The sequence below is a fragment of the Paenibacillus psychroresistens genome (assembly GCF_009728935.1).
In the GTDB taxonomy this organism is placed as follows: Bacteria; Bacillota; Bacilli; order Paenibacillales; family NBRC-103111; genus Paenibacillus_AC; species Paenibacillus_AC psychroresistens.
Window position 1 is genome coordinate 1,666,955 of the sequence record NZ_CP034235.1, and the last position, 26,070, is coordinate 1,693,024.

General features: G+C 42.7%; 31 protein-coding genes. 28 read left to right on the top strand and 3 right to left on the bottom strand.

What is annotated here, in order from left to right:
- Positions 1-5: 5 nt before the first annotated feature.
- Positions 6-791: a GNAT family N-acetyltransferase gene (locus tag EHS13_RS07515; RefSeq protein WP_227013831.1), complete on the bottom strand. Its 786-nt coding sequence runs from the start codon at positions 789-791 to the stop codon at positions 6-8.
- A gap of 188 nt (positions 792-979) precedes the next feature.
- On the opposite strand from EHS13_RS07515, the gene EHS13_RS07520 reads away from it, so the two are divergent.
- The 12 genes from EHS13_RS07520 (at position 980) to EHS13_RS07575 (ending at position 12,213) form a co-directional block, all read left to right on the top strand.
- On the top strand, positions 980-2,161 hold the full coding sequence (locus tag EHS13_RS07520) for an MGDG synthase family glycosyltransferase (RefSeq protein ID WP_155699741.1): 1,182 nt from the start codon (positions 980-982) through the stop codon (positions 2,159-2,161).
- A complete protein-coding gene (locus EHS13_RS07525) occupies positions 2,137-3,099 on the top strand; it encodes a metal-dependent hydrolase (protein WP_155699742.1) in 963 nt (320 codons plus the stop codon). Before EHS13_RS07520 ends, EHS13_RS07525 begins: the two co-directional genes overlap by 25 nt.
- A 148-nt stretch (positions 3,100-3,247) precedes the next feature.
- Complete coding sequence (locus EHS13_RS07530; protein ID WP_155699743.1) at positions 3,248-3,706, top strand: hypothetical protein; 459 nt, start codon at positions 3,248-3,250, stop codon at positions 3,704-3,706.
- A complete protein-coding gene (locus EHS13_RS07535) occupies positions 3,703-4,719 on the top strand; it encodes a CehA/McbA family metallohydrolase (protein ID WP_319633422.1) in 1,017 nt (338 codons plus the stop codon). Before EHS13_RS07530 ends, EHS13_RS07535 begins: the two co-directional genes overlap by 4 nt.
- Positions 4,716-5,468, top strand: a complete 753-nt coding sequence (locus EHS13_RS07540; RefSeq protein WP_155699744.1) for a glycerophosphodiester phosphodiesterase — start codon at positions 4,716-4,718, stop codon at positions 5,466-5,468. Before EHS13_RS07535 ends, EHS13_RS07540 begins: the two co-directional genes overlap by 4 nt.
- A 34-nt stretch (positions 5,469-5,502) precedes the next feature.
- Positions 5,503-6,507 carry a LacI family DNA-binding transcriptional regulator gene (locus tag EHS13_RS07545; RefSeq protein WP_155699745.1) on the top strand — a complete coding sequence of 335 codons (1,005 nt, stop codon included), beginning with the start codon at positions 5,503-5,505 and terminating at the stop codon, positions 6,505-6,507.
- Positions 6,508-6,569: 62 nt separating this feature from the next.
- The gene (locus EHS13_RS07550; protein ID WP_155699746.1) at positions 6,570-7,394 is read left to right on the top strand and encodes an ABC transporter permease; all 825 of its coding nucleotides are present in this window, start codon (positions 6,570-6,572) and stop codon (positions 7,392-7,394) included.
- A gap of 12 nt (positions 7,395-7,406) precedes the next feature.
- Positions 7,407-8,444, top strand: a complete 1,038-nt coding sequence (locus tag EHS13_RS07555; protein ID WP_155699747.1) for an ABC transporter ATP-binding protein — start codon at positions 7,407-7,409, stop codon at positions 8,442-8,444.
- A gap of 17 nt (positions 8,445-8,461) precedes the next feature.
- On the top strand, positions 8,462-9,652 hold the full coding sequence (locus EHS13_RS07560; RefSeq protein ID WP_155699748.1) for an extracellular solute-binding protein: 1,191 nt from the start codon (positions 8,462-8,464) through the stop codon (positions 9,650-9,652).
- Complete coding sequence (locus tag EHS13_RS07565; RefSeq protein ID WP_155699749.1) at positions 9,649-10,491, top strand: ABC transporter permease; 843 nt, start codon at positions 9,649-9,651, stop codon at positions 10,489-10,491. Before EHS13_RS07560 ends, EHS13_RS07565 begins: the two co-directional genes overlap by 4 nt.
- Positions 10,492-10,505: 14 nt before the next feature.
- Entirely contained in the window at positions 10,506-11,447 is a 942-nt protein-coding gene (locus EHS13_RS07570; RefSeq protein WP_155699750.1) for a hypothetical protein, read from the top strand.
- Between the two features lie 127 nt (positions 11,448-11,574).
- Positions 11,575-12,213: a DapH/DapD/GlmU-related protein gene (locus EHS13_RS07575; RefSeq protein WP_155699751.1), complete on the top strand. Its 639-nt coding sequence runs from the start codon at positions 11,575-11,577 to the stop codon at positions 12,211-12,213.
- Here EHS13_RS07575 and EHS13_RS07580 read toward each other — a convergent pair.
- Both EHS13_RS07580 and EHS13_RS37140 read right to left on the bottom strand, forming a co-directional pair.
- On the bottom strand, positions 12,210-12,542 hold the full coding sequence (locus tag EHS13_RS07580) for a YheC/YheD family protein (RefSeq protein ID WP_155699752.1): 333 nt from the start codon (positions 12,540-12,542) through the stop codon (positions 12,210-12,212). The two genes, EHS13_RS07575 and EHS13_RS07580, sit on opposite strands and share 4 nt — an antisense overlap.
- Positions 12,539-12,673 (bottom strand): hypothetical protein, encoded by a 135-nt coding sequence (locus EHS13_RS37140; RefSeq protein ID WP_264373577.1) that lies wholly within the window; start codon positions 12,671-12,673, stop codon positions 12,539-12,541. Before EHS13_RS37140 ends, EHS13_RS07580 begins: the two co-directional genes overlap by 4 nt.
- 93 nt (positions 12,674-12,766) lie before the next feature.
- Between EHS13_RS37140 and EHS13_RS07585 the strand changes: the two genes are divergently transcribed.
- The 16 genes from EHS13_RS07585 to EHS13_RS07660 all read left to right on the top strand — a co-directional run bounded on the left by EHS13_RS07585 (position 12,767) and on the right by EHS13_RS07660 (position 25,942).
- Positions 12,767-13,510 carry a GntR family transcriptional regulator gene (locus tag EHS13_RS07585; protein ID WP_155699753.1) on the top strand — a complete coding sequence of 248 codons (744 nt, stop codon included), beginning with the start codon at positions 12,767-12,769 and terminating at the stop codon, positions 13,508-13,510.
- Between the two features lie 49 nt (positions 13,511-13,559).
- Complete coding sequence (gene phnG / locus EHS13_RS07590; protein ID WP_155699754.1) at positions 13,560-14,003, top strand: phosphonate C-P lyase system protein PhnG; 444 nt, start codon at positions 13,560-13,562, stop codon at positions 14,001-14,003.
- Entirely contained in the window at positions 13,984-14,634 is a 651-nt protein-coding gene (gene phnH, locus EHS13_RS07595; RefSeq protein WP_155699755.1) for a phosphonate C-P lyase system protein PhnH, read from the top strand. The genes phnG and phnH overlap by 20 nt, the downstream gene beginning before the upstream one ends.
- Positions 14,622-15,782: a carbon-phosphorus lyase complex subunit PhnI gene (locus EHS13_RS07600; RefSeq protein WP_155699756.1), complete on the top strand. Its 1,161-nt coding sequence runs from the start codon at positions 14,622-14,624 to the stop codon at positions 15,780-15,782. Before phnH ends, EHS13_RS07600 begins: the two co-directional genes overlap by 13 nt.
- Positions 15,736-16,617: an alpha-D-ribose 1-methylphosphonate 5-phosphate C-P-lyase PhnJ gene (locus EHS13_RS07605; protein ID WP_155705260.1), complete on the top strand. Its 882-nt coding sequence runs from the start codon at positions 15,736-15,738 to the stop codon at positions 16,615-16,617. The genes EHS13_RS07600 and EHS13_RS07605 overlap by 47 nt, the downstream gene beginning before the upstream one ends.
- Entirely contained in the window at positions 16,617-17,504 is an 888-nt protein-coding gene (locus EHS13_RS07610) for an ATP-binding cassette domain-containing protein (RefSeq protein ID WP_155699757.1), read from the top strand. The genes EHS13_RS07605 and EHS13_RS07610 overlap by 1 nt, the downstream gene beginning before the upstream one ends.
- Positions 17,505-17,824: 320 nt before the next feature.
- A complete protein-coding gene (locus tag EHS13_RS07615; RefSeq protein WP_155699758.1) occupies positions 17,825-18,373 on the top strand; it encodes a hypothetical protein in 549 nt (182 codons plus the stop codon).
- Positions 18,374-18,385: 12 nt separating this feature from the next.
- Positions 18,386-18,526 carry a hypothetical protein gene (locus EHS13_RS07620; RefSeq protein WP_155699759.1) on the top strand — a complete coding sequence of 47 codons (141 nt, stop codon included), beginning with the start codon at positions 18,386-18,388 and terminating at the stop codon, positions 18,524-18,526.
- A gap of 134 nt (positions 18,527-18,660) precedes the next feature.
- Positions 18,661-19,356, top strand: a complete 696-nt coding sequence (gene phnL / locus EHS13_RS07625) for a phosphonate C-P lyase system protein PhnL (protein ID WP_155699760.1) — start codon at positions 18,661-18,663, stop codon at positions 19,354-19,356.
- Between the two features lie 20 nt (positions 19,357-19,376).
- The gene (locus tag EHS13_RS07630; RefSeq protein ID WP_155699761.1) at positions 19,377-20,333 is read left to right on the top strand and encodes a sugar phosphate isomerase/epimerase family protein; all 957 of its coding nucleotides are present in this window, start codon (positions 19,377-19,379) and stop codon (positions 20,331-20,333) included.
- A gap of 2 nt (positions 20,334-20,335) precedes the next feature.
- Positions 20,336-21,541, top strand: a complete 1,206-nt coding sequence (locus EHS13_RS07635; protein ID WP_155699762.1) for an alpha-D-ribose 1-methylphosphonate 5-triphosphate diphosphatase — start codon at positions 20,336-20,338, stop codon at positions 21,539-21,541.
- Complete coding sequence (locus EHS13_RS07640; RefSeq protein WP_227013832.1) at positions 21,534-22,385, top strand: PHP domain-containing protein; 852 nt, start codon at positions 21,534-21,536, stop codon at positions 22,383-22,385. Before EHS13_RS07635 ends, EHS13_RS07640 begins: the two co-directional genes overlap by 8 nt.
- Before the next feature lie 90 nt (positions 22,386-22,475).
- Entirely contained in the window at positions 22,476-23,501 is a 1,026-nt protein-coding gene (gene phnD / locus EHS13_RS07645) for a phosphate/phosphite/phosphonate ABC transporter substrate-binding protein (RefSeq protein ID WP_155699764.1), read from the top strand.
- A gap of 41 nt (positions 23,502-23,542) precedes the next feature.
- Entirely contained in the window at positions 23,543-24,331 is a 789-nt protein-coding gene (gene phnC / locus EHS13_RS07650) for a phosphonate ABC transporter ATP-binding protein (RefSeq protein ID WP_155699765.1), read from the top strand.
- Entirely contained in the window at positions 24,321-25,106 is a 786-nt protein-coding gene (locus EHS13_RS07655) for a PhnE/PtxC family ABC transporter permease (RefSeq protein ID WP_155699766.1), read from the top strand. The genes phnC and EHS13_RS07655 overlap by 11 nt, the downstream gene beginning before the upstream one ends.
- Positions 25,106-25,942, top strand: a complete 837-nt coding sequence (locus EHS13_RS07660; protein ID WP_155699767.1) for a PhnE/PtxC family ABC transporter permease — start codon at positions 25,106-25,108, stop codon at positions 25,940-25,942. Before EHS13_RS07655 ends, EHS13_RS07660 begins: the two co-directional genes overlap by 1 nt.
- Positions 25,943-26,070 lie beyond the last annotated feature (128 nt).

The window sequence follows — 26,070 nt, forward strand, 5'->3', positions numbered from 1 at the left end:
ATCCGTTATTTTTTATCGATAAAATGCTTGCGGTATCTGCGTGTGATCTGATCCTTATGCAGCACAATAAAAAAATCAACCGTTTCAAAAACAGCATCGTATGCAGGATCTCCGCCAATTTGAGCACCTAACCATTGGTATCCTTTCATTAGAGGCGGCAGCTTGCGGAAGATTTCTTTTTCACGCTCAGAAACATCTATATAACATAAGCTGCTGATACGATGTGAAGGTAAAGGCTGGATGCCGTAGCGTTCTGTAATCACATGTTTATATTTAAGTAAACTATATATTTCATTCAATTCGGTCTCATTCTTAATATGAACGCTTGCACAACCAATTAAATATTCATATCCACGTTCAGCGATATAGATTGCAATTCCCTCCCAGAGCAGTTGGATTGCTCTGCCACCCCGATAAGGTTCCGCAATGCAGCTCCGCCCCAATTCCAATGTTTTATGAGTATGTTCACTGAATGTAGTAAGATCGAATTCCGTTTGCGAATAGAAGCCAATATGCTTAGAAACACGCTCTCCAGGCAGCAAACGATAGGTACCAACAACCACTCCATTATCTTCATCAACAACGATCAGGTGATCACAAAAAGCATCATAGCTGTCCGTTTCCAAACCTGTAGAGTTAATCAAGCGCAGATTTTTCTCTTCTTCCACAAATACTCGATAACGTAATTGATAAGCTTGCTCCAATTCAGTAATAGTCTCAGCTAATTTAACAGATAGATTCGAATTCACACGCACCATGGTTTGAGCTCCTGCTTGCGCCAATGCTGACATATTCTTCACACCTCTCGTTTTTTGCTAAGCATACCAAGCAATTATTAAGCCGATGTTCTCATTTTGTAAAAAAATTATGTTATAAAAGGATGCCTATTCCTTTACTCAAACTAAAAATTAACTTTACGCTCCGATAATCATTGTGGTTTAAAGTAGAAGGATCATATCCTACAGACGGAGGGATTTGCATGAAGAAGGATATACGAATTCTATTGTTGTACGCAAGCTATGGAAATGGTCATCTTCAAGTATCCTCATCCTTACAGGAAAGTTTTAAGCAATATGGAGTTTCCCGCGTTAGCATGATTGATTTGTTTGCAGAAGCCTATCCCCAATTCAACGAATTAACCAAATTCCTCTATAGAAAAAGCTTTACACTATTCCCTCATATATACGGTTGGTTGTATTATGGCACGAAAAAAATGCAGCACGACAGCTTAATTTCTCAATGGTTCCATAGCTTTGGCTTGCAAAAGCTGGAAGAGATTATGGCTATTGAGAAACCGGATTTAATTATAAGTACTTTCCCTATGCTTGCGATCGCGGAGTTTAAAAAAAGAACGGGCAGCAAGCTCCCGCTCTATATGGTGTTAACGGATTATGAGCTGCATAATCGTTGGATCCATCAGGAAATCAATAAGTTCTATGTGGCATCAAAGGAACTGAAAAACCAAATTGTACATTCAGGTATTCCCCAAAATCGGGTAAAGGTAAGTGGCATTCCAGTTAAAACAGCATTTATAAATCCTTCAGTAGAAGATTCCCTTCATGAAATATATGGCTTTTCTCGTTCACCTGAGAAAGAAACGATTCTAATTATGGCAGGTGCTTATGGAAGTCTAATGCAGGTGAAAAATATTTGTAATCAGCTTGCAGCTAATGAAGGCTTGCAGCTTATTATTGTATGCGGCAGCAATAATTCTTTATTAAAAGACATGGAAAAAGCTTTCATGAATCATCCAAGAGTACTCCTATTTGGCTATTACGAACGGATTTATGAGTTAATGTCTCTAGCTTCGCTTGTGATAACTAAGCCTGGCGGCATTACTGTCTCTGAGGCTATTTCCTTATGCAAGCCTATGTTGTTGTTTCGCCCCGTTCCTGGTCAAGAACGTGAGAATGCTAAGTACTTGTCAGAAAAAGGCGCTGCACTAATCTCCTTAAATCCAATTGAACTAATCGAGCAAATCAAAATGCTGCTTAGAAATCCTAGCAAGCTCACAGGTATGCGATCCAATCTTCAGCTGCTAAGAAAACAAAATGCATCGGAAACGATTGTCATTGATATATTAGATGATTTAGATGCCAGACAGCTTTTGCAGCCTGAAATTAGGGAGGAAAGACGATGGACACAGGAAGTCATTTATTAATGGGAGCCACCTTGGCAGGTTTAGCGTTTATCGATCCGGCAGTAGCCGCTCATCCGCAGCTTGCTCAAACGATTCTTTTTGCTTCATTACTTGGTTCTCATGCACCCGATCTCGATGCCGTTGCGCGCATAAAAAGCTATTCCAGTTATATCCGCAATCATCGTGGCATTACGCATTCTTTGCCTGCTTTGTTTATCTGGCCTGCACTTGTTAGCTTAATAATGGGCTTGATTTTTGGGACACTGGATCAATTTGCTCATCTGTATTTTTGGAGTTTTGTAGCTGTGACTCTTCATGTATTGCTTGATCTGTTTAATGCCTATGGTGTTCAATGCTTCCGTCCATTAAGTAAAAAATGGTTTCATTTGGATGTACTCTCGATCTATGAACCGTTTTTCTTTGTGATTCATCTCACAGGTCTGGCTCTATGGATAATGACTTCGCTAAATCCTGTTCCCATTTTCATTGCTGTGTACTTGTTGACTTTCCTTTATATCTTAGTGAGATCGGTTCATCATTCGATTGTTGTAAAACGTGTCCACTTAAAAATGAATCAAGTCGGGATCTATCATGTTATTCCTAGTTTACATTGGTTCCGCTGGCAATTCGTGTTCGAGTCGGACAGCTTTTTCTATACCGGAAAGGTCGATTACAAGAAAGTAGTCGTGGTTGATATTTATCACAAGGATCGTGCTAATCCAGTTATTGAAGCAACGATGGGAACAGATGGAGTAAGGGCGTTTCTACATTTTACGCAGCATATACATGTTTATTTCACTAAAAAAACCGATGGATATGAAGTCAATTGGCGTGATATGCGATTCTGGCATAATCATAAGCTGCCGTTTGGGGTCGATGTGCAATTGGACGAAAATCTCAATGTTGTGGGTCAGAGTATGGGCTGGAGTAAGAAAACCTGGGAAGCGCCTTATGTATGAGGTGATCCCAGTTTTACATTTTCTTTATTTTTTGTTAACACAGACAGAACACTTCTAAGTTAATTTGTATAGAGGAGCTGAAACAAAAGAATCAAGTAAAGTGTGTGGGAACGTTACCACAATTTGGACTAAGGAGCGACAACTACGAATGCTTATTGATGTAAAAGGACAAGTCACTCCCGTCAACTCACGAAGCCATATTACATATAGCTTTGATCTTCGCCAGCCCATTGGGAAATTAAATATCCGCTTTTCGTATCATCCTAAACGTTTGGAAGATCCCGAACGCTCCAAGGAAATGATATTAGCCAGTATCGAGAAGTATTCCGGTTTAGAAAATTCAGATTTAGAGCAAGCCAAATGGGAATCATTTCTGCCGTTAACGAATTTAATCACACTCTCTGTAGATGATCCTCAAGGTCATCGGGGTGCAGGCCATCGCCATGATCCCGAGCAGCTGATCCGGCTTTCGGAGCATCAAGCTTCACCTGGTTTTGTCAGCGGACCGATTATCGAGGGAATATGGAAGGTAACTTTAAGTCTGCATGGAATTGTTTCGGAATTATGCTCTTATGAGCTTCAAATTTGGCAAGAGGAGGGGTTATGATGCGCTGGGCAGCATGCGAGCTTCACACACATACCTTTCATAGCGATGGGAAACAAACCTTGCTGGAATTGGCGAAAGCAGCCAAATCACTTGGATTCGATAGCATTGCATTGACGGATCACAATACGATGACAGGCTTACAAGGGCGAGAAAGCATTGAAGCTGAAACAGACCTTACAATAATTCCTGGGATGGAATGGACGACTTTTTATGGACATATGGTGACGATTGGAATGGATGCTTTCGTAGATTGGCGTGCCAAGGGAATAGGCGACATCCACCAAGGAATTGCTGAAATTCATGCTCAAGGCGGAGTAGCTGGAATGGCTCATCCGTTTCGGATAGGCAGCCCAATTTGTACAGGCTGTTTCTGGGAATATGAAATCAGCAATTGGAATGAAATTGATTATATTGAAGTATGGTCTGGAACGTTCCCTTCTATTAAAAAAGATAATTTACGCGCGTATCAATTATGGACGGATAAGTTGAATGAAGGCTACCGAATAGCGGCAACCTCAGGCCGAGATTGGCACTTTCAAGTCGAAACCGAGGATCCGATTTCGGTCACCTATCTAGGCTTGGAGGCTGGAGAAGATTCCTTGCGGAGCCAAGCTGTTAAAGCGATTTCCCAAGGAAGAATATCTGTAACAATTGGGCCTTTAATCACAATGGAAATCGAAAAAGCAAATGAATCCTATAAATTAGGTGATTTGATTCCATTAGATCATACACTTCCAGCAGCTGAACAAGCAGTAAGTCAGGCACATATCCATGTTGATTTTTCGGTAAGAAGTGGGATATGGGAAATAGCAGATCAGGATTTTACACTGCTGCTTACAGGGAATACAGGGATTGTAAGTGAACAGAAAATACGGTTCGTAGATGCTGCTTATTCCTTCGCCATTAATCGTTCAGATCTAATCTGGGCAAGAGCTGAGCTATGGGGAACGGTACGTGGAGCTAGGGTTTTAATCGCTTTTACCAATGCCATTTACTTTGAGGTGAAACAATGAGCCAATCATTTCCATGGATTACAGCTCATAGCGGCTGTATGAACAAGCCTGATAACACGTTAGCTTCTGCAGAAATAGCACTCCAGCTAGGCGCAGATATTGTTGAGGATGATATTCGAATCACAAGTGATGGAATTCTAGTGCTAGCCCATGATGATGAAATCCAATTGCCCAATGGCACAATCTATCACATTTCTCAAATGACCTATAGCGAATTAAGTGAATTAGATATTCTAGCTCGCTCGGGAACAGTACCAGCAACGATCCGCTTAGCTACATTGGAATCGTTTCTCCAGCTTATTAAGGCAGTCGGGAAAATCGCCAATTTGGATCTAAAAGCAGATGAATGCATTAAGCCTGTTTCTGATTTAGTTGAAAAATATCAGATGCTGGAGCAAGTGATTGTTTCTGGGTGTGAGGCTGAACGGGCTATGAAGGTGAATCAAATTAACCCGAAGCTGCGCAAACTGCTAAACGCAAATATCGAGTTATTTTTAAGCTTAGATTATGAAGAAGCGGTAGAGATAACCTGTAATGATGCACTTGCCGCAAATTGTATGGGGATAAATATAGAGTATCGTTTGGTAAAAACAAAGCTTTTGGAAGCAGCATGGAACAAAAACCTCCCCATTCTTGTGTGGACAGTAAACGATGAGATTGAAATGAAACGGATGGTTGAAATGGGCGTACATTCGATCACCACAAGGAATTTGCAGACTTTAATTGATTTAAAGCAGCTAAGGGTCTAAGCCTAATCGAGATGAGAATGGAGTATGCAATTGTATGGCATATACGATTAAAGAAGTTGCCGCACGGGCTGGCGTATCGAAGTCAACTGTCTCCAGAGTCATTTCCAACACAGGTTATACGAGTCAGATAGCACGTGAAAAGGTTTTGCAGGTGATTGAAGAGCTGCAATACAAACCGAATGCAGTAGCAAGAGCAATGGTTTCTCAGCGGACCAATAATATTGGGGTCATTATTTATAGAGAGCATCACCCCATAGCTTCCCATCCGTTTTATGGAAAGATTCTCGATTCTGTTCTAACAGCTGCTGGAGCGCTGGATTACTCTGTTTTTGTAACGACGGATCAAGAAATGTCACTTCGTTCCGCCGATTATATGCTGGAAAAGAGAGTGGACGGTTTAATTCTAATTAGCCGCCTTCGCCAAAACGTAATTGATTATATCCGCAATTTTAAAATCCCTTATATCATGGTTAACGGTTCAACCGAGGATCAAGATGTGATTCATATCGTCAATCAAGACGAAGTAGGCGGACAGAAAGCAGCCGAGTATTTGTTCAAAATCGGTCACCGCAAAATTTTCATCATCGCAGGACCACAGGAGCATCGCAGTCACCATATGCGCTTCAATAGCTTTAGAGCTTACATGGAGCAGCAAGGAAATAATATTGAAACTTCATCAATCTTTTATTCAACTGCTTCAACGTTCGAAAAAGGATACCAAGCTATGGCTGATTCTATGGAGAACTTAATGAGCCATTCTTATACGGCGATTTTTGCCACCAATGACATGCTTGCGCTCGGTGCGATGAAATACTTGCAGGAAAGAGCGGTACGCATCCCAGAGCAAATGGCCATAATGGGCTTCGATGATATTGATTTTGCTGATATGGTCACCCCATCTCTAACCACCATACATGTAGAAAAAGGCCAAATGGGCCATGAGTCTGTGATGATTTTGGATCGCTTGATTAAGAAACAAACCGTTTTACCTGAGCGAATTGAATATGAACCGAGATTGGTGGTTCGCCAGTCGACTTAGATGTCTATCGTGGGAACGATACCACAATTTGTTATTTTTCTGAAAGGAGTGAGATTCGGCTTATGCGTTGGTATTTAAAAGCGTTGGGTACTCGTAAAATTATTGAATTCCTACTCTTAATCATTTTCGTTGTTTTCTTCTTTGCGCCTTTGTTGAATTTAGTCGTACTGGCTTTTAGCGGTAAATGGAACTATCCGGATTTATTGCCGCATATGTGGTCATTAAAGTGGTGGACGTTTGTTTTTCAGCAGGACGATATCGCTCACTCAATTAGCCTGTCCTTTATGATTGCAACTATTGTAACGGTGGCGTCCATCATTATTTGTGTGCCTGCTGCCTACGCGTTTGCTAGAATTCGCTTTCCGCTGAGCCGGTTTTTCTTATTCTCGTTCCTCTTAACACATGCGTTCCCGAAAATGGGCTTATACGTATCGATAGCAGTGCTCTTTTATAAGCTGGGACTGATGAACACATTATTGGGAGTCGTATTAATCCACATGATCAATGTGCTCATGTATATGACATGGATTCCATCTGCAGCTTTTAGAAATGTGCATGTGGCCCAAGAGGAATCTGCTCGGGATGTAGGCGCAAGCTACTTTCGGGTATTCCGCAGTATCACATTACCCATGGCAATGCCGGGTATTATCGTAGCTTCGATCTTCACCTTTTTAAGCTCTTTAGATGAAGCGCAAGGTACCTTTCTAGTAGGGATCCCCAATTATAAAACAATGCCAATCGTCATGTATTCGATTATTAGCGATTATCCGAGCAGTGCTGGTGCAGTCTTCTCGATTATTCTCACGGCGCCATCGATCATATTGCTTTATGCGGCACAACGTTTTGTAAGTGCTAACGCCCTGTCGAGCGGGTTTCAAATTAAATAAGAGGTGATTTCAATGACTATACAATTATCGATCAGGCAGCTTGCCAAACGTTATAAAACCGGAGAAGGCATATCGGATATTTCCTTTGATGTTAAGAAGGGAGAGCTCGTTACACTGCTTGGTCCATCTGGATGCGGCAAAACAACCGTGTTAAGAAGCATTGGCGGCTTTCTTGATCCTGATTCCGGGGATATTCTAATTGAGCAAAAAAGTGTGCTGCAGTTTCCACCAGAAAAACGTCCAACCTCGTTGGTATTTCAAGGCTATAATCTTTGGCCGCATATGAATGTATATGAGAATTTGGCATTTGGCTTGAAAATTCGCAAGGTGAAAAAGGACGAAATACGCAGATCAGTAACCGACGTGCTGCAGCTCGTAAGATTGCCTGGCGCGGAGAAGAAATATCCCAGCGAATTGTCTGGGGGTCAGCAGCAGCGAATTGCCCTAGCACGCTCACTTCTGCTCAAGCCTGCAGTCTTGCTTTTAGATGAACCTTTTTCAGCTTTAGATGCAAAGTTAAGACATGAAATGAGAGAAGAATTGCGGGAAATTCAAGCGAAGATTGGTCTTACGATGGTTTTCGTGACTCATGATCAAGAAGAAGCTTTATCGATTTCGGATCGGATTATTGTCATGAACCAAGGGCGCATTGAGCAAATAGCTCCTCCGCAGGAAATTTATGATGAGCCCAAATCGCTTTATGTGGCTCGCTTTATCGGTAAAATGAATTTTTTAAAGGGGGTGGTTATCGGAGAACGAATTCATGTGGATCAATTATCCTTCCCCAATATAGACAAGCTTTCAGGTCAAGTAAGCTTAGCAGTTAGACCTGAGAACATTATGATGAATGAAGCAGCGGGCGAAGGTTTATCAGGTGAAATCAAGCAGATTATGGTGCTGGGACATTATGCCGAAGTAACGATTGATTTGAACAAGCATGGAATTATTAAAGTTTTCAAGCCTCGCGATTCAGTCAAAGAACTGCACGCCAAACAAAACGTTAAAGTGACTTTTACAAAAATATTAGCTTATCAGACAGAGCAATTATAAAATAGGAGGAATTTAAAATGTTAAATAAGAGAAACCTACTGGCTTTAACTTTAGTATCTGCAATGTCTATCTCCTTGCTTTCCGCATGTGGCACAAAATCAGAAAGTACATCAGGTGCAAGTACTGACCCAGCATCTTCTCCTACTGCAGCAGCAAGTTCGGATGCACCTGCTAAGCAGGAAGAATTCTCGTTTTATTTTACAGGCTCTGCCAACGTAAAGGGTTTGTGGGACAAGATTACTCCTATGTTTGAAAAAGCACACCCAGAGGTAAAAGTGAAATTGGTTTATATCCCTTCAGGAACAGGCGCACAGCCTACATATGACCGCCTAGTTGCGGCTAAACAAGCAGGAAAAGGCTCAGGAGATATTGATTTATATGAAGACGGACTATCTTCCGTAACAAAAGGCAAAAAAGATGATCTTTGGGATACCTTGCCAAGCGCTTCAATTGCCAATTTAGCAAAAGTAGATCAAAAAAGACTAGAAAGCATCTCAAATCTTGCTGTTCCTTATCGCGCTTCCGCCGTTGTTATTGCATACAACAGCGATAAAGTTAAGACTGCACCTAATACAATGGATGATGTTTTCACATGGATTCGCCAAAATCCAGGCAAATTCGCCTACAATGATCCATCTACAGGGGGATCAGGCGATTCCTTCGTATTAACGACTATCTACAAATCTATGGCAGCAGATGCCATCTATAATCAGGATCCAAGTGTAGAAAAAGAATGGGATGCCGGCTTTGCGTTATTGAAGGAGCTTGGACCCTTAATGTACAACAAAGGGATTTATCCTAAGAAAAACCAAGGGACATTGGATATCTTGGCTAGCGGAGAAGTTGATATGATTCCAGCTTGGTCAGATATGGCATTAGATGGCATTAGCAAAGGAACACTTCCTGCTTCAACTAAATTGAAACAGCTTGATCCTGGTATGAACGGCGGACCGACTTACTTAATGGTTCCTAAATTATCTGAGAAAAAAGAAGCTGTCTATAAATTTCTAGATTTCGTATTAACGCCAGAAGCTCAAACGGTTATTATCAATGAAATGCACGGCTTCCCAGGTATTGAGCTTTCCAATATGCCACAAGAGATTCAAGATCAATTTACTGGCGTATCAGGTGGTTTCCGCAGCTTTGACATCGGCGATTTGGATAAAGATATGCTTAAACGCTGGCAAAGTGAAGTTGCTGCCCAATGAAAAAAGAATTAAAAATGGGGATACTAGGCCTGGGCCTAGTTATCCCTTCCTTTTTAGTGCTGTCTGTAGTCGTCATCATTCCGATCGTGCTTGCGTTTATCGAAAGCTTAAAGAATAAATCAGGTGGCTTTGATTTTTCGAATTATACATCCCTTTTCACTGATAAAATGATGGTTTCCAATATTATTTTCACGCTGAAAGTAACGATTATTTCTGTTGTTTTGGTTATGTTAATTAGCTATGCATTGGCCGTATTTATGAGATTCAGTTCAGGAGTTATGGTAGAGTGGATTCGCAAGCTTTATATGATTCCAATTTTTATTCCAGGGGTTATTGCCACGTATGGTTTGATTAACTTATTAGGTGATCATGGCTGGCTGGCTCGATTTATGCTGGTGCTTCATTTAGGTCACTTGCCGCGAATTATTTTTGATATGAAAGGGATTATCATTGCCAGTTTATGGTTTAATATCCCATTTACAACAATGCTGCTTAGCTCAGCTTTATCAGGTATTTCAAACTCCATTATTGAAAGTGCGCAGGATGTAGGGGCCGGAAAGCTGAAGATATTCCTTCGCTTAATTTTACCGTTATCTTACAAAACATTGCTTGTTGCCGTTACTTTTGTATTTATGGGAGTGATTGGCTCCTTTACGGCTCCATTCCTGATGGGCCCGAATGCTCCGCAAATGCTGGGGGTTTCGATGGATCAAATTTTTAGTGTGTTCCAGGAAAAAGAACAAGCGGCAGCATTAGCTTTCTTTACCTTCTTTCTTTGTTCCGGTATGGGTTATTTCTACATCCGCACGATGGTTAAAGATGAGGCAGCACGAATCTAATTTGGAGGCATGCTATGATTGAAATTTATGCACATGAATATAAAGTAGTGAGTCAGAAATTGATAGGTAAAATGTTGGATAAGGAAATTACAGTTGAAGCTTTTTCACAGGCAGTTGTGCATATCTTGGAGCTTTTGCAAAATGCAGAACCGAAAAATCCGGAATTCGCAGCTAAACGCGCAGAATTTTACCATTTGGATGGCAGCTTGCGTCAAGCGGGAAAGCTGTATAAGCATGTATTGGAGCTAGCTCCACCTGAAGAGCTTAAACAGCAGGAGCTAGATGCGATTCGCAGATATTGCCCAATGCTGCTTACGACGCCTAAGGAATGTTTTCCGCTGAAGGACATCATTGCGGTTCATCATCCAGATCGTCCTTTGATCGGGTATCACTTGTTTTGGGAAGATGATTATGATTTTCCAGATGATTATGAGCCCTGCGACCATGAAGAGATTTGGGTAGAATATGATCCTCATCAGGAAGTAGTAATGAACGTTATGACCTTTTTCCATAGCTATGTAATTGAATCGAAAGAAGCTGCCATTGAAGCGGGCGAGAATAACCAACGGCCTATTATTCGCATCGAGTGGGGCAAACACGGCTCTCTGCTTAAAGGCTGGGAAGAAATTCAAATCCCCATGCGAGAAGTTTCAGCACTAGAATGGATCAAAGAAACCTATGAGCATGTGCAAATAGGCGGGCGAGCTGCGGATCATCCTTTGAAGCGGTTTTGGCCAGTTGGATTTGAAGGGACATTCGCAGAATATACCGATTTTTCTGTACCTGTGGACCCGCTAGAATTGTTGGATCGAAAGCCTCTGATGTTTAAGTCGCACTGGGTAAATGCGATTATATTTACGCAAGGCTTGCTGTATAATTTTCATCCGAAAATGGAATGGCCAGAGCGTTTTATCGCTGCTGAGCAAACGCAAGGTGTTGGATTTACAAGAAACTAAGGTCATCTGATCTTAGTTTTTTTTGTTTTTGCATATTTACAATAGATTCACATCCAGTTAATACAGCCATGTTGTCGCCAAGTTAAGCTTCTATCATGAAGAATCGGAGTTAGAGAGGGGCAAGTATATGAATTATGTGAACCACACTCAAGAAATTAAAAAGCTGTCCGAGCAGCCAACCGTTGATAAAACCGCTAATGTTTACAACAGCTATCTAGGAGCATGGACGGAAATTGGTCCGAGAGTGCTGCTTGTGGATTCAATGATTGGCGATTACACCTATTTAATGGACGAGGTTAACATTCATTATACGGAGATGGGCAAATTTTGCTCGATTGCCTCCCATGTTTGCATCAACCCAGGGAATCACCCGATGTGGCGGGTTACCCAGCATCATATTACGTATAGAAGTGGTTCTTATGATATAGATACAGGCTCTGAATTAGATGAAGAGATTTTCAACTGGCGTAAAGCGAAGCGTGCGAAGATCGGCAATGATGTCTGGATTGGACATGGCGTGACGGTTATGCCGGGGATCACCATTGGGAATGGGGCTGTAATTGGCTCTGGATCCGTTGTCACCAAAGATGTAGAAGCTTACTCCATATGGGCGGGAGTTCCAGCCAAGCTGATCCGATATAGATTTGAGCCTGATGTAATTCGCAAGCTAGAGGCGATTGCTTGGTGGGATTGGCCGAGAGAAGCGATTGCGGCTGGCTTAGAGGATATGAAAAACATGGAGCTATTCCTTGAAAAATATAGCTAATGGCTAAATCGCACTATTTTTCTATACATGGATTTATCTTTAAGAGCATTAAAAATGTGTTTATCCGGACGCGTGTTTACTTCCAAAATCCATGGCTTGAAGGATGAATCAATAGCTACATCCACACCAAATGACCGATATTTAGAAAAGTATTTGCCCATATGCTTGCTAACATGCACACCTAAATCTCTAATTTCATTCATATAGGATGTTTTATTAGTGGGAATGTGAGAGGATAACAAACCTTCTAATGGTAGAGGTGTGCCGCCGCTATGGTAATTAGTAACGATCTTCTTGGGTCTTGCAAGTCTGCCAACAACACCAGTCACTTCCCAATGGTTAGAGCGATCAAGCGAATATTCTCCTTAGTTGCTAAATAGGTGTCAGGAAGATAGGGCTTTAATTGTTCGTTTTGGATTAGATACTTGTATTTACCGAGCTTAGTATTGGAATATTTCATGTTCCACCTCTGCGGTTTTTAAAGGTATTGTATGCAAAATAGTTTATAAAAGCATGGGCAGTTATCAACTAATCAAAGATCGGAGGTGGCAAGTTGCATACAATCGATAAGCCAGCTTTAGCAGTTTCTCCCTACTTAGCTATTGCAGATATTCTTCAAAAGGAAATTGATAACGGTCAGTACCTCAGCGGTGAACCGTTGCCGTCCGAAGCTGATCTAAGCCGTAGATTTAAAGTGAATCGCTATACGATTCGGCATTCGCTGGATTTTATGAATAAGAAAGGCATTATCCGTTCACAGCAGGGCAAGGGGCATTATGTTTGTGAGAAGCCAATGGATATTCAATATACGATTACGCAGGCGATGTGTTTTACGGATGTGATGACGCAGCTAGGCTGTAAGCCAAGCGCCAAGGTTTTAAAAAGTGAAGTAAAACCGCCGCCTGAACGCATTGCCAAGCTACTGAAAATGGCGCCTGATGAGAAGGGAATTCGTCTCGAAATTCTGCGATATGCCGATGGAATTCCGCTTGCTTGGAATGAAACCTGGCTGCCAGAAGCTTACTTCCCACATTTTCCAGAGCAAACGGATGCTTTTACATCGTTGTATGCCTTGCTGCGAGAAGACTACGAAGTGGAGCTAGCCCGTATCTGGTCTACATTTGAAGCGATCTATCCCAATTCAGCCGAAGCTACACATTTGAAAATGTCACCAAGCACTACACTGCTGCACATTGAAAGTGTGATGAGAGATCAGAACCAGCGTTTAATCGAATATACATCAGCCAAATATCGCGGCGACCTCTGCCGTGTATCGATTCAGTTTGAAAAAAGCTAATGCTTACGATGCTGGCTTGCTTACGCAAGCCTTAAGGAGTTGTTGAATAATGAAAAAATCGCGCTTAACGCATATTTTAGTAGAAGGGGCTCCGAGTTTATTAGAAAAGCTCGCTTTACAGGTGGAACAGAAGTATGAGGTTACGCTTGTCAGAGAGCCAGAAAAAAGCTTGGTTATGAATAAAGCCCGCGATTCTGTATCGGGCAATCCCTTCTATATGGGTGAAATCTTGATTACAGAATGTACAGTTTCAGTCGAGTCTGTTTATGGATTCGGGGCGATTATGGGAGAAGAGCCTGACCGTGCTTATCAGCTGGCAATTGTTGATTGTGCCTATAACGCTAAGCTGCCAGAAACACTGGATTGGGAAAAGCTGCTTGTAGAAGAAGAGCTGCAAATTGATTATAGAAAACGTCTAGAGCATTCACGAATCATGAAATCCAAAGTGAATTTCGACACGATGGGGGAATATCATGCCAAATCCAAATCTTAAAGAGCTAAGCTTTGACTCTGTTCATGATACACAAGAGGTTTACCGCATTTTGCTTCATGCTATGTCGAGACCGGGTTTAGTATGTGAGCTAGGTGAGCGTATAAATCGAATTGATCTTCCAGTAGGAGCTTCTAAGGCTGCGGCTGCAATTGCACTTACTTTGTTGGATGGAGAGGTAGCTTTTGCCGTTCAAATGCAAGGGCATGAAGCTTGGGCTGAAACCATTCGTCGGTTAACCTATTCCAAATTAGTTGATTTCACAGCAGCGGATTATGTATTTGTAGAGGGTATTGAAGAGGTCAGTTTAATCAATCAGTTGCAAGACCAGCTTAAAATAGGCACACTTTCTTCACCGGAAAAGTCAGCAACAGTTTTCATTCGCGTTGAAGGTTTTGCGAAATCTTCAATTCAAGCTCAAGGCTGCTCGCTGAAATTAACAGGTCCAGGAATTAAAACGGAGACAAATTGTTATGTAGCGGGCTTGTCCCTGTTATGGATCGAGAGCAGAGCACGTTTGGTGGAGGAGTATCCACTTGGCATAGATCTTATCTTCTATACAGAGCAGGGTGAAATAATCGCAATTCCGCGAACAACAGTTGTGGAAGGAGTGGCTGAAGCATGGCATATGTAGCTGTAACAGGAGGTCAAGAAGCCATTCAACAAGCCGAACAGCTTGTTAAATATTATCGTTCCAAGGAATCGGATGCGGTTCTCAACATAGCAATGATCGAAAAACAGCTTCGTTTATTGGTGGATCGCATTATGGGAGAAGGCGGGATGTATGCGCCCGAGTATGCGGCGATTGCGCTTAAACAAGCAGAAGGCGACCCGGCAGAAGCCGCTTTCTTGGTTCGTGCTTATCGTTCCACGCTGCCGCGTAATCATTATTCACTTGTGTCCGAGCCTGCTGATATGCGGGTGATTCGCCGGATTTCATCTTCTTTCCGCGATATGCCGGGAGGTCAGGTATTAGGTCCAACTAATGATTACACCCATCGCATGCTGAACTTTAACCTGAAGAATGAAACGACCGAAGATCTCCAAGCCTTTGTGGAGGAATATTTAACTGATTTGCCTTGGGATGAAAGCAGCATGAATTTCACCAAAATCGCAGACTTACTAAGAGATCAGCATTTAATGGCCAATGTGGCAAACTCAGACGATGAAGAGCCTTATGATATCACTCGCCAGAAATTAACCTTTCCCTGCAGCAGATCAGCTCGATTGCAGACCTTATCACGAGGCGAGACAGGAGCAATGACTGCCTTGGCTTATAGCTCCATGCGTGGTTACGGCGCTGTTCATCCTACAATTGGCGAGCTGCGAGTTGGCTACACACCGATTCATATCCCACATCCGTTTGGCAGCGAAGAAGATGAAGATGGCATCTACATCGGCGAAGCGTTGATGACCGAAGTAGAATCGATCAACTCGTTTACACAGGATAAGGAATCAGGCAACGTGCAGTTCCTGCTTGGCTATGGGCTTTGTTTTGGGCAAAACGAGCTGAAGGCGATCTCGATGTCCATTCTAGAGCGAAGCTTGGAAACCAAGGGAACTTCACCTGCGCAAAATGAAGAATTCGTGTTGACTCATATAGATAGCGTGGAATCTGGAGGCTTTGTTTCTCACTTGAAGCTGCCGCATTACGTGACCTTCCAAACCTACTTGGACCAAATCCGTAAAACACAAGCGCGTAAGAGCAAGCCAGCTTCAGAGGAGGATACGGATGATGCAGCAAATGCTGAAAAAACAGAAGTTCAATACAGCGGAGTATAACTTTGCTTTTCTTGATGAAGGCTCTAAACGCGAGATTCGTCGCAAAACACTAAAGGCTGTGGCAATACCTGGCTATCAAGTCCCTTTTGGCTCAAGAGAGCTGCCGATTGGCAGAGGCTGGGGAACAGGCGGCTTGCAGCTTACATTATCGCTAATTGGACTAACTGATATTGTTAAAGTAATTGATCAAGGCAGTGATGATAGCGTTAATGCGGTAAGCATTCGCCGACTTATTGAAGAAACAAGTCATATCGAAACTACCGAAGACACCACACACGCGACAATTATTCAATCTCGTCATCGGATTCCAGAGGATCGTTTGCGTGCTGATCAGATATTAGTCCTTCAGGTTCCTGAGCCAGAACCCTTGCGTTATGTGGAGCCAAGTGAAGAAAAAACGAAAATTCAACATGGTGAAATGGACTATAGCGGAGTTTGGTTGACGTTATATGAAAGCATCGTGAAATGGGGGGCAATTACACAAGGCGCAGATTATCCCGTTATGGTGCACAATCGTTACATTATGGCGCCAAGTCCGATTCCACGCTGGGACAATCCCAAGCTTCATCAAGCTGACCACTTGACCCTGTTAGGCGCAGGCAGAGAAAAGAAAATATATGCGGTTCCACCTTATACCAATATTGTCTCCCTGCAATTTGAGGATTATCCATTTGAAGTAGAATCCTTCCCAGATACAGCTTGTCGAATATGTGGAAGCGAGAATACCTTTTTGGATGAAGTGATCGATAGCGAGTCGGGACAAATCATATATCAATGCTCGGATACAGACTATTGCAATAGAGCAAGCGAGCAGCAAGATAAGGAGATTTCCTAATGACGATAGCAAGCTTGAAAGAAGCGAGTACGGCAACGGCTCAAGCAAGACATTTAGACCTTCCACTCTTGAGCGTTCGCAACCTGACGAAGAAATATGGCCAAGGCTGTACGGCATGCCTAGAAGGCATATACTCCGCACAAGGTGGTCGCTGTCCAGATTGCGGAACCGTGTGGGCTTGCCGCGATATTAGCTTCGATCTATATCCAGGTGAAATTCTTGGGGTAGTAGGCGAGAGTGGCTCTGGCAAAAGCACTATGGTGAAATGCCTTTATTATGATGAAGAAACCACAGCCGGTCACATGTCCATCGCCACCTTCAAAGACGGAATTTCCAACCTATTCAACGAGTCGGCTCAGCAAAAAAGATACATCCGCAACCATCTGATGGGCATGGTGTATCAGAATCCATATTTAGGCTTGCGCATGGGCTTCTCGAGCTCAGGCAATATTGCTGAAAAGCTGATTGCGGCAGACCATTATCATGTTGGCAAAATTCGTAGTCGTGCATCTGAGTTGCTGGAAAAGGTAGAAATTCCACTGCAGCGCATGGATGAGCCGCCAAAAAATTTCAGTGGAGGCATGCAGCAGCGGGTGCAAATCTCGAAAGCCTTAGCGAATAATCCGCCATTGCTGCTGTTGGATGAAGTAACGACAGGCTTGGATTTATCTGTACAAGCCAAAGTGCTCGATTTAATCCGCAGCATTCAACGTGAATTAGGTGTAGCCATGATCGTGGTTTCACATGATCTGGGCGTTATACGTATGTTATCAGATCGCACTATGGTATTGCGGCAAGGTCAAATTGTCGAGCACGGCTTGACGGATCAGATTCTCGAAGATCCTCAGCATCCTTATACGCAATTACTTGTTCATTCTTTGTTATAGAAATCGTAATAAGCCTAATATTTGTGCTAAAGATGAAGGATTGGAACGAAAAAAGCTGGATAAGCACATTTATTATGCGTATCCTTGAGAATTTTACTGTAAATTTAAGTGGTTTCTGAATATTAGCATGATTTTTGTGCTTAAGCTTAAAGTGGACTGGAGTGTAGATTCTATACGCAGAATTTTTATGCTTAAAGCGAATAAATCAGTTTAAACTTGCGTGAATTATTAATTTTAACCGCTAGAGAGGACTTTTCAACAGCCTGAGAAGTCACCTCATTCGGCGGACAGACCTAGAATCGAGCCAGCAAGGTGCAGAAATGCACCTCATTCAGCCGATTGAGCAAGAATCGAGCCAGCAAGGTGCAGAAATGCACCTCATTCAGCCGATTGAGCAAGAATCGAGCCAACAAGGTGCAGAAATGCACCTCATTCAGCCGATTGAGCAAGAATCGAGCCAGCAAGGTGCAGAAATGCACCTCATTCAGCCGATTGAGCAAGAATCGAGCCAGCAAGGTGCAGAAATGCACCTCATTCAGCCGATTGAGCAAGAATCGAGCCAGCAAGGTGCAGAAATGCACCTCATTCAGCCAAAAGAGCAAGAATCGAGCCAACAAGGTGCAGAATTGCACCTCATTCAGCCGATTGAGCTAGAATCGAGCCAGCAAGGAGCAGAATTGCACCTCATTCAACCGATTGAGCAAGAATCGAGCCAGCAAGGTGCAGAAATGCACCTCATTCAGCCGATTGAGCTAGAATCGAGCGAACAAGGTGCAGAAATGCACCTCATTCAGCCGATTGAGCAAGAATCGAGCCAGCAAGGTGCAGAAATGCACCTCATTCAGCCGATTGAGCAAGAATCGAGCTAGCAAGGTGCAGAATTGCACCTCATTCAGCCGATTGAGCAAGAATCGAGCCAGCAAGGTGCAGAATTGCAGCTCATTCAGCTGATTGAGCTAGAATCGAACCAGCAAGGTGCAGAATTGCACCTCATTCAGCCGATTGAGCAAGAATCGAGCTAGCAAGGTGCAGAATTGCACCTCATTCAGCCAAAAGAGCTAGAATCGAGCCAACAAGGTGCAGAAATGCACCTCATTCAGCCAAAAGAGCTAGAATCGAGCCTTGTTATAAGTGAAAGCAGAAAGAAGGAATTTCTATGCTAAAAGTAACCGGATTGTCCAAGCTGTTTCAGCTGTCACTCAGCCACGATATGAAAGTAAATCCATTTCAAAACCTTTCATTTGAAATCGCCAAAGGCAAATTTATGGGGATTGCTGGACCTAGCGGGATTGGGAAATCCTCGATTCTCAAATGCATTTATCGTACCTATTTACCGACCTCAGGTGAAATTAAATATGACTCAGCCTTTTATGGCCCAATTGATTTAGCTCAGGCAACGGAGCGTGAAATTTCGCATTTGCGAAAGAATGAAATCAGCTATGTCTCGCAATTTCTCAAAGTCATTCCACGCGTATCCGCAGTGGATATCGTGGCTGAAAAGCTGCTGCCGACTGGCATTAATATCGAGGCTGCTCGGCTGCAAGCGGAGGAAATGCTGGAACGGCTGCGGATTCCACGCAAGCTGATTCAAGCTTTCCCAGCAACCTTCAGCGGAGGTGAGCAGCAGCGGGTTAATCTGGCACGAGCTTTTATCGTGCGACCGCGTTTGCTCATTCTGGATGAACCAACGGCATCCTTGGATAAGGAAACCAAGCAAAGCGTTCTCGAGCTATTAAGTGAAATGAAGGCTCAAGGCACAACGATGATTGGTGTTTTTCATGATTGGGACGTAATGGAACGGATAGCGGATGACATTCTTGATCTACAAGCCTTTGTTTTGGAACGGGTGTAGAGCCGGGGAGGAGAAAGCAGATGATAACAAGAGGAATGGGAGTTAGCTTACCGCCTAATGATACAATGGGAAACTTGGAAAAGCTGAAGGGCAAGCTGATCAAAATTGAAGAGCTCGGCTTTGAAGCTGTCGAATTATCACTGCATGGTATGGATGTAATTCGCAATGGTGTCATAGATCGTCAACGTTTGGAGGCTTACCGCAGCTTGCTTAGCAGCTTTAGCCTTAGCTATACCACACATGCACCCTATTCAATAAACTTATTTCGCAAAGGTGATACCAGTATAGAGCGAGCTTCATTAATAGCTTCTTTGGAGGTTAGCGGAGCGATCGGTGCCGAAACGATGGTTTATCATGTGGGCAGATATATTGGTGAAGAAGAATTCTTATATCCCCATACTTGGTTGGATTATACCAAGGAATATAAGCAAGAGCTTTTAATAGAAGAACAAAGCTTCATGCGCAAGCTGGGTCAGCTTGGCCAGCAATTAAATGTGCGAATTGCCATGGAAAACATGCGGCCCTACTTGGATTGCCCTTACTATTGCTACGCTGTAATACCGAGCTCTTTGGTGGAGCAGGTTGAAGCAATCAATCATCCCTTTGTTGGGATTACTCTTGACGTCGGACATCTCTATTTATCACATAAAATGTATGGGCTGGATTTACTGGCAGAGCTTAAACGGATGGTCCCTCACGTTATTCATCTCCATGTACATGATAATTACGGCAAAGCCTGCTTCTCCGCTGAAAAAAATCAATACGAGCTGGCACCTATTGGCCGTGGAGATATGCATATGCCTCTCGGAGACGGCGAGATTCCTATGGGGGAAATCTTTAGAGAGCTGCCTGCGCAATTTAATGGCTACTTGATTCACGAGGTACGCGAACGATATGAAAGTGAATGGGCGGGTCTTCGCCAACGCTACGAAACAGCTATCCATGATCAACAAAAAATGCATGCAAGGAGAGGGTAATCATGATTTCAAATCGTTTGCTGATTAATAATGCTCAGATCGTAACCTTATCTGGTGTTCAAGAAGGCAGCTTAATTATCGAGGACGGGAAAATCGTCGAAATTCTGCCAGTTGGAAACAACGAGACGGCTATAAACTCAAAAGATGAAATAATCGATGCAGAGGGCTGTTACGTTATGCCAGGCTTGATCGATATGCACAGTGACGCTTTAGAAAAGGAAATTCAACCACGGCCGAATACCTTTTTTCCGCTGCACATGTCCTTTTTTGAATTAGAAAAAAAGCTTGCCGGTTGTGGCGTGACAACGATTTATCATTCATTATCTCTAGCTGATGGAGTTGGTGTTCGTGATGATGCCATGGTTGTAGATGTGATTGAGCATATTGTAAAGCTGCGAGAAGAAAGAGCGATGATTCATCACCGCGTTCACTTGCGTTATGAAGTGACGAATCTCATTGGCATGAGTACAGTGAAAAACCTGATCAATACCAAGCAAATTGACCTATTGTCGATTATGGACCATACCCCGGGACAAGGCCAATTTACCGAAAAAGATACCTATGAGAACTATTTAGTAAAGACCTATGGTGTGCGTGATGAGCAGCTAAGATTAATGGTTGAGACGCTGAAAAGCAACTCGAAATTGATAGAGTGGGAGCAAATTCGTGATATGGTGCAGCATGCGATTCAGCATGATATTGTTGTCGCATCTCATGATGATGACACGATAGAAAAGGTTGATCTAATGATTGACTATGGCGTGACGATCAGTGAATTCCCGATTAATTTAACGGCAGCTCAATATAGCCATGAACAAAAGCTCTTAGTGGTCGTTGGATCTCCTAACTTAGTAAGAGGCGTCTCTCATAGCAACAACATGAAAGCCATTGATGCGATTAAAGCTGGCTATTCAGATGCCATTTGTTCCGATTATTTGCCTTCCTCCATGCTTCCAGCAGTATTCATGCTTCATCAGAAGGAAAATATGCCGCTGCATCAAGCAGTCGCGATGGTTACAGCTAATCCAGCAGCTAAGCTAGGCATCGGTGATCGCGTAGGCTCAATTGAACCAGGTAAAATGGCGGATCTCGTTTTCGTTAAGCTGCACAACGGATATCCACTCGTTCATCGTACCTTAGTCAATGGTGAGACGATTTATTATGCCAAGCCCTTTCACTCCCAAGCTAAGGAGATTAGCTATGCTTAAAGCAGATCTGCATTGCCATACGAATGTATCTGATAATTCCTTCAGCATAGAAGAAGTAATCAAACAAGCGAAGGCAGCTGATCTGACTCATCTTGCGATAACAGATCATGATACGACGGCAGGCATTCAAGAAGCTTTATTATATGGAGAGCAAAACCAGCTGCAAATTATCCCAGGGATTGAGATTTCCGCCTCGGATCCGAAACGCGATCGTCGAGCGCACATCCTGGGTTTATATATCGATCCGCATCATCCGGCGCTGGATAATGTGTGCAAACCAACCTTGCTCTCACGTCAAGAAGCTACTAGACAGATGGTATCGATCGTAGCTGATATGGGCTACAACATAAGCTGGGAGCTAGTTAACAGTTATGCAAAGACAGGGACTACTGTCTATAAACAGCATATTATGCATGCTTTAATGGACCTGGGCTACTGTGAAGAGATTAACGGCGAGCTGCAGCGGAAGCTTTTCTCACGATCTGCTAAAGATGCAGGAAAGGCATTAATCCCACTTGCTTATCCAAGTGCCGAAGATGCTATTCGAGCCATTCGCAAGGCGGGTGGCGTAGCGGTTTTGGCTCATCCTGGCCAATTGGGTAATTTCGAAGCCATTGAAGAATGGGTTAGTTTTGGGTTGCAGGGCTTAGAAGTCTATCATCCATCACATTCAACTGCAGACACTGAACTAGCTCTGCAGCTTGCAGAAAAATATAGTCTAGCTGTAACGGGTGGAGCCGATTACCACGGGATTTATGGAAGTGAAGATTTTCCACTTGGCAGTGTAACTGTAAATTCTATCACATCTTTAGAAAATCTATACATGAGGAACACAATCCGCTAACAATTGAACTTTATAGTTAAATTATCTTGTGCATACCAATGGCTCAAGATGAGATGGACCCATTTCTAAATAGACGAGAGGAGCTTCACAATGAAAAAGGTAGGGTACTTGGTTTTAGTGGTTATGTTATTTTCCGTATTTGCAGCATGCTCCAACTCGGCTAAAGAAAGCAAGACGATTACAATCGGCTGGTTACCAAACGAATCAGGTGAAGACATTAAATCAGCTCGCGAGGAAATTGGCAAATTGGTTGAAAAGGCTACAGGAAAAAAAGTCGAACATAAAACGACAACAGATTATATCATCGCTATCGAATCTGTAGCTAATGGTAATGTAGATATTGCTTACTTAGGCGCACAAGGCTATATAGAAGCTAAAAACAAGAATAAAAAAGTAGAGCCTTTGGTAATTCCAAGCGGTAAATCAGGAACAGCGAAGGATGCGGTTTACTATAGCTGGATAGCAGTTAAAAAAGGCAATGAAGCTCCATACATGGATGGCGATAAATTCAAGCTAGATAACATTGCTGGGAAAAAGTTTTCTTTTGTATCCAATAGCTCCACTTCAGGCTTCAAGGTTCCTTCCGACGGTATCGTCACTTATTTTAACAAACAAGATAAATACAAAGATTTGAAGAAGGATGATCTGCTTGAAGGTGGCAGCAGCAATTTCTTTAGTGAAGTACTTTATGGCGGATCACACCAAGGCTCAGCAGTTAACCTGTTAGCGGATAAAGTAGACGCTGCAGCATTCTGTGATACTTGTGTTTCGAATTATGTCGGCTTAGAATCGGGTACAGACAACCGTCCTGGTGCTGTTTACAAGGTTAAAGATGATGCGGCTGAGCCGTTTGATACGGTTAAAGGTGGAGAGTTCTCCCTGATTTCTGTAACACCAGTGCTTAATGCTCCATTCGTAGTGAATACAGATAAAGTGAGTGCAGACACGATCAAGAAGCTGGTTGATGCTTTCACATCAGCAGAAACGACGGCTAATCAGAATATTTTTGTTTCCAAAGAGTCCGGTAAAAAAGGCATATTCGCCAAAACGGATAAGGAAGCTTTTGTAGTTGTAGATGATGCTTTCTTTAATCCTGTTAGAGAATTGTCGAACTAAGTTTATTAAAAAATTCAAAATTGAATGAGGAGGAGTTAGCCATGACAACGTTATTAGATGTAAGGCATGTATCCAAGCAGTATGGTCAGGATACAATGGCGTTATCGGACGTTAACTTCTCTGTGAAGGAAGGAGAGTTCGTTTCCATTATTGGCCCTTCGGGGGCAGGGAAATCCACTCTCCTTCGCTGCATTAATCGGATGATTGATGCTAGCAGCGGAGAAATTAACTTTGATGGCGTACAAGTGATGGATTTGAAAAAGGCAGAGCTGCGCAAGCTGAGGACGAAAATCGGAATGATTTTTCAGCATTACAATCTAGTGAATCGTTTGACGGTTATTGAAAATGTTTTGCATGGCAGATTGGGCTACAAATCTACTTTAATGGGATCACTAGGCTGGTATACAGCGGAAGAAAAACAGCAAGCTATGCAAATTCTTGAATTGTTAGGGCTCACAAAGCACATTTACAAACGGTGCGACCAGTTAAGCGGGGGACAAAAGCAACGCGTGGGTATCGCTAGAGCACTGCTGCAGAATCCCAAGCTGCTGTTATGTGACGAGCCCATTGCATCGTTGGATCCAAATGCTTCGAAAGTGATTATGGACCATCTGCGGAATATATCCAAAGTAATGGGTATAACTGTACTGATTAATTTGCATCAAGTCGATGTTGCGCTGAGCTACTCTGATCGCATTATTGGGGTCAATAAAGGGACGGTTATCTTTGATGGATCACCTCAGAAAATCACCTCCGAAGAAATCTACCAGATTTACGGCTCTGAGGCTGGTGACCTCATCACGGACGTCGGTGGGCGACATGTCGGATAAATTTTTTGCCAGGAAAAGATGGCAATCACTTGGTATCCTTGGCATTATCGTAGCTCTAGCCATTATGTTCATCATTATAACGGAGTTTAGCATCGTTCAAGGATTTGCTTCCGTTCCGAAAGCAATCACATGGGCCGTAACTAATTTTTATCCCAATGCCGTGTCGTTGGAGAAGCTTCCGAGCATTCTCAATAAACTAGTTGAAACGGTGCTGATCTCAATTGCCTCGACAACCGTAGCTGCAGTTTTTGCTGGTTTTTTTGCAATCATGGGTGCTAAGACGACGAGAGTTAATCTTTTTATTGCAATCATTTGCCGAGGCTTTGGGACCATTTTCCGTAATATTGATGTGGCTGCATGGGCTTTGATTTTACTGTTTTCTTTTGGACAAAGCGCCCTAACGGGTTGGCTTGCCTTGTTCTTTGTTAGTTTTGGTTTTCTTACGCGCGTTTTTATAGAAACTATTGATGAATCGAGCACGGATTCTGTTGAAGCTTTGCGTGCTACAGGTGCTGGTTATTTTGCAATTATTTTTCAATCCGTTATCCCTAGCTGTATTCCCGCAATGATTAGCTGGATCTTATTTATGATTGAGACGAATATTCGAAGTGCGACCTTAATTGGCATTCTCACAGGAACCGGAATTGGCTTCTCTTTTAATTTATATTACAAAAGCTTGAATTATCATGCAGCTAGCTTGGTTGTGCTAGCGATTGTTGTCTCGATCTTCACTATTGAAACCATATCCAATTATGTCAGAAGGGTGATTATATAATGGATATGCTTAAATCCTCCCAAGCTCCATATTCTGGCATTGCTATCCCGGCCAAGCCCTTCAACAAACCAGCTTTTATCATTAGAATAACTTTGCTGGCACTCGTGCTCTTATCGATTTATGGATTTATTACCTTTGATTATAAGGGTGTTAACACTTTGGATGGACTTCTGGCTGCATCTGAAAATTTCAAAAAAATGTTTACCGAAGCTCATTTTAAACACTTTACTTTTGGTGAGGCACTTTATGGCATACTAGTAACCGTGGGTCTCGCTTTTCTCACAACCCTATTTGGAGCAATCATCGCTTTATTTCTTGGACTCTTCGCGGCTCGTAATCTGTCCAACAGTAAAGTTTCGAATATAATAAAGAGCTTAGCTGCTTTTATTAGGGCGGTTCCAACTGTATTGTGGGTACTGATTTTTGCTGTTGCGGCTGGACTGGGCAGTGTTGCGGCTGTTGTCGGCATGACCTTCCACTCTGTCAGTTACTTGATCAAAGCCTATTCGGAATCTTTTGAAGAATTGGATGAAGGAGTAATTGAGGCATTGAAGGGGAGCGGTGCAAACTGGTGGCAAATTGTTTTTCAGGCAGTGCTGCCATCATCTGTGACATCGATTCTTTCTTGGACATTCTTCCGATTTGAAATTAACTTTGGTGTGGCTGTAGCCATGGGCGCTGCAGCGGGAGCGGGTGGCATTGGCTTTGATATGTTTATGGCCAGCTCCTTCTACTTGGATCTTCGCGAAATCGGAATGATTACTTACTTCGTGCTTGCTTTTGCAATATTGCTCGAGCTATTCGCTAATAAATTAAAGGCTAAGCTTCATAAATAAGTCTTAGTTTTTTGGTTGCCATTCTATCTAGTCATGCTATAGTCAAAAAGCCGAAGTCCCCGGACCTCGGCTTTTTGCTGTATTAGTTAGTTTTTGATAAGTTAAGGAAATTATTTCCTTACTACATA